The organism is Mesorhizobium sp. M4A.F.Ca.ET.050.02.1.1 (genome assembly GCF_003997725.1).
Classification (GTDB): domain Bacteria; phylum Pseudomonadota; class Alphaproteobacteria; order Rhizobiales; family Rhizobiaceae; genus Mesorhizobium.
Map to the genome: position 1 here is coordinate 1 of NZ_RZSG01000585.1, position 3,838 is coordinate 3,838.

The window sequence follows — 3,838 nt, forward strand, 5'->3', positions numbered from 1 at the left end:
CCAATATGTTGGGCATGTAGACGGAAGCTGGACAACTAGAATACCAGACTGCTTGTTGGCCGTTCCATTGTACATACTGGAGTAGATTTCCCAATCGACGTGCTTTCTTCCCTTAGTGTGTGTGCCGACCAGGACGATGGTAACGCTTGAGTCCCTGAGATAATCATCTCGGATGATCCTGCGAATGCTGTCAGTTGGAAGCGTGTCTTTTACATCGTTCGTGTCGACAGATACGTCGATGAATAGGTCATATTCATCGGCCCATTGCTGTAGTTGGTTCTTGGCCCACTGGTCGTTGGCATGATGGTGGCTAATGAAAACCCTTGTTTTCCGGGCCACAGTAGCGAGTTTCAGGGCTGGGTCGGTTAGTTCATTGAGATTCTCACGCGAGTTGCGCAGCGCCTTCAGCGCATCGAGCGAGACTATGCCTCTCTAGACGCCCTCATGGTGGTCGACTAATTCGGCGGTGGCGTGACTGGTCGCACCAACGGAATACAGGTGCTGGATGGTCGGTTCGTATGCCAGCGTGTCATTCACCCAATTTCTTGAGATTCGGCGCGTCCGGACCGCGACGAGGGTGGGCCTGGATATCGGCAATGTTCTTCCACCATCGCGCTTGAGGCGATTTACGTCAGACCGCCAACTTTCGCTAGGCAAAAGCGGCAGAACTTCTAAGTCCAACACCACGAGGAGTGGAAATAGAGCATAGGAAATAGCGTTGGGTGGGCCCTAAGTGGCTTGTGAAAATCGTCGAGATGGAAAGCTCGCTCAAGGGTTGCGAATCAGGCAAGAAGCATTGTTCGGGTGAGGGGAATTACATGGCCATTGACCAAAGCGACATCCGTAGCTCAGCGAGTTACTCAACAGTAAGGAAATCGGCGAGCGAGGGGAGGGCGCAGAACAAGCGTACGGCGTTTTTGTGCCACAGCCACCTCGATGCCGAAATCGCCAAGGGACTGCAGGGCTACCTCCACAGAAATGGATGGGAGGTCTACATCGACTGGGAGGACGCGACGATGCCGGACCGGCCCGATCGTCGGACCGCGGAAAAGATCCAAGCGAAGATTCGTGACCTCGAGATGTTCTTCTTCCTTGCGACCCAGAATTCCATGGGAAGCCGCTGGTGTCCTTGGGAAGTCGGATATGCGGACGGGGTCAAAAGCCTGGATCGGATCCTTGTCATCCCCACACGCGACAGCCGTGGCGTCACGCATGGCAGCGAGTATCTGGAGCTCTACCGACATCTCGATAAGGCCTCGCCTGGCGGGATTGGGAGCTTCGACGCGGCGGGGAAAGGGATCCGCCTTTACGGCAATCAGATGCTCTGAGCAGGAAAATAGCCAGTGGCGCGTAGAACGTTCTTTTCCTTCCACTATTCATCCGATGTCTGGCGTGCGTGGAATGTTCGCAATTCATGGGTGGCGAAGCCTGACCATATCGACGTCGGGTTTTTCGACAACAGCGTGTTCGAAGCTTCCAAACGCGACAACGACGACACGCTGAAAGCCTTTCTCCGCAAAGGACTCGAGAATACGTCAGTGACTTGCGTCCTCACTGGAACGGACACCTGGCGGAGGCGCTGGGTGCGCTACGAGATCGCGCGCAGCATCATCAAAGGCAACGGTTTGCTGACGGTCCATATCCATGATGTCAAGGACCGGCACGGATACACTTCTACCAAGGGGTACGATCCGCTCGCACAGATGGGTGTCTACAGGAGCGACGGTTCCATCTATCTCGCCGAGTGGAAAAGTGGGAAGTGGGTGTCTTATGCCGACTATACCCGCGCCATCCCAGAGAGTGACCTGTGGTTCGCTGCTCCCAAGGGGGGCGTCGTCCAGATCTCGAAGCACTGTATGGCATACGACTACGTGCAGCAACGCGGACATCACAACATAGGCGGATGGATTGAAACCGCTGCGGGGCTTGCGGGTCGATGAGCCTCTACGAACTAGCGATACTGGGATCGCCGACCGGGAAAGAACGCGCCGTGCTCGCGGCCACGATCGGAGAAATGATCGCCGATTTCGGTTTGTCGGTCGGGACGGAAGTCCTGCTTCATGACGGCCAGTCCGTTCGGAAGCGAGATCCGCGAAACGCCTTTGCAGCCGTTTATTTCGGTGGTGACAAGGAACTCGATGTCGACATCGCAAACGAACTCAAAACCGCAAGCTTGCCAATCATCCCCACGGTCGATCACTTGGGCGATTTTGGCGCTGCGATCCCACCCTCGCTGCAATTCGCGAACGGGCTGAGACGCCGGTCTGACGATCCGGCTCTGACGGAGCTTTCGGCAGCAGCATTGGAATGCGTGGGCCTTCTGCGCGCGCAACGCCGGGTCTTTGTCAGCTACAGACGAACGGAGTCTCGCGCAGCGGCGTTGCAGCTTCACGACGTCCTTAACTCTCGAGGCTTTGACGTCTTCCTCGACACACATGACATACGTCCCGGCGAACCGTTCCAGGATGTCCTGTGGCATCGGCTGGTCGACTCCGACGTTATCGTCATGCTTGATACTCCCAGTTACTTCGCGAGCAGGTGGACGCGCCAGGAAATCGGTCGTGCTCGGGCGAAGGAGATACAAGTCATTCGTGTCATCTGGCCGGAGCACACGCCGAGCCGTCTGATGGATATGGCTGAGACTGTATATTTGGATCCTGAAGAACTACTCGGTCCTGATGGCCCAATCGTCGATGCAACGGTAGATTCGATAGTGCTGCGCGTCGAGCGGCTCCGAAGCATGAGCATTGCCGCTCGGTACATGTCGATCACCGGCAAACTCAGGGCGGATGTCGAGAAAATCGGCGCTGCAGTCGAGGCTGTGGGTGCCCACCGGGCAATTGCCGTTCGGCTGCTCAACGAGCGCCTTATCTGGGCTTATCCGATCGTCGGTATCCCATCGGCCGAGACCTTGAACGACGTCGCGACGAAGGCAAAGAAAGCCGAGCAGGGCGAAATACCTGTGCTCGTCTACGATCACATCGGAATTCGCGATAGTTGGATCGCCCATCTGGCGTGGCTGGACGAGCAGATTAAAGCAGTGAAGACTATCCGAGTGTCCGAGGCGGGATGGGCCTTGGCAGGGATGGACGATTAATGGCTGAATCGATCTTCTTATCGGCGGGCGTTCCCGATCCGAGGCGTGGCCCGGAATTCGCGGCGACGGCGGATACCGTTGCCATTACCGCTGCAGTGTCCGCGCTCGCCTACGTGGCCCTGGGGCGCAGGCGCATTATCTGGGGCGGTCATCCGGCCATCACTCCGATGATCTTCGTCATGTGCGAAGGCATGAACATCGACTACGCGGAGTGGGTGACGCTTTATCAGTCCGAGTTCTTCAAGGACGAGTTCCCCGAAGACAATGAGCGCTTCCGCAACGTTGTTTTCACGGAGCGGCTCAACAATGACCGTGAGGCGAGTTTGAAACTCATGCGGCAGCGCATGTTTAATGAGCACGAGTTCAAGGCAGCAGTCTTCATCGGCGGCATGGGCGGGATCATCGCCGAATACGAGATGTTCAGGCGACTTCAGCCGCGCGCGAAAGTCATCCCGGTGACCTCTACCGGAGGAGCGTCGCTTGAGGTAGCCGCCAAGCTAGGCGAGGTGCCGCCCGACTTCCGGGACCAACGCGATTACGTGGCGCTATTTCACGAGCACCTCGACATTTCCGTGAAGGAGGAGCGCTTCAGAGTTCCTGGAGATCAGCCAGTCGCCGTCGAGGAACGATGGCGGCCTGAGCACTAGGAGGTTCGGTCGGACCCGGAGCTCCGCGAAGGAGCTGGTACGAAACGCTCGCCGGCTATCGACGGGACCACGACGGTCCGATGATGCGCGACGA

At 57.3% G+C, this 3,838-nt stretch carries 5 protein-coding genes; 4 read left to right on the forward strand and 1 reads right to left on the reverse strand.

What is annotated here, in order from left to right; genetic code table 11:
* The coding region (locus EOA33_RS27330) for a TIR domain-containing protein (RefSeq protein WP_190234385.1) at positions 1 to 339 on the reverse strand (339 nt) is incomplete at its 3' end.
* Positions 340 to 740: 401 nt separating this feature from the next.
* Here EOA33_RS27330 and EOA33_RS27335 point away from each other — a divergent pair.
* Genes EOA33_RS27335 through EOA33_RS27350 form a run of 4 tightly spaced genes read left to right on the forward strand, consistent with a single transcriptional unit; the run spans position 741 to position 3,744 of the window.
* Entirely contained in the window at positions 741 to 1,328 is a 588-nt protein-coding gene (locus EOA33_RS27335) for a toll/interleukin-1 receptor domain-containing protein (protein WP_210212613.1), read from the forward strand.
* A 15-nt stretch (positions 1,329 to 1,343) separates the two neighbouring features.
* Entirely contained in the window at positions 1,344 to 1,940 is a 597-nt protein-coding gene (locus tag EOA33_RS27340) for a TIR domain-containing protein (RefSeq protein WP_127407060.1), read from the forward strand.
* Positions 1,937 to 3,097 (forward strand): toll/interleukin-1 receptor domain-containing protein, encoded by a 1,161-nt coding sequence (locus EOA33_RS27345; RefSeq protein WP_127407061.1) that lies wholly within the window; start codon positions 1,937 to 1,939, stop codon positions 3,095 to 3,097. Before EOA33_RS27340 ends, EOA33_RS27345 begins: the two co-directional genes overlap by 4 nt.
* Entirely contained in the window at positions 3,097 to 3,744 is a 648-nt protein-coding gene (locus tag EOA33_RS27350; RefSeq protein ID WP_127407062.1) for a hypothetical protein, read from the forward strand. Before EOA33_RS27345 ends, EOA33_RS27350 begins: the two co-directional genes overlap by 1 nt.
* The last annotated feature ends 94 nt before the right edge of the window (positions 3,745 to 3,838 follow it).

Coding starts and splice junctions, on each gene's coding strand:
- EOA33_RS27345 (WP_127407061.1), top strand. CDS start 1,937: ATGAGCCTCTACGAACTAGCGATACTGGGATCGCCGACCGGGAAAGAA.
- EOA33_RS27350 (WP_127407062.1), top strand. CDS start 3,097: ATGGCTGAATCGATCTTCTTATCGGCGGGCGTTCCCGATCCGAGGCGT.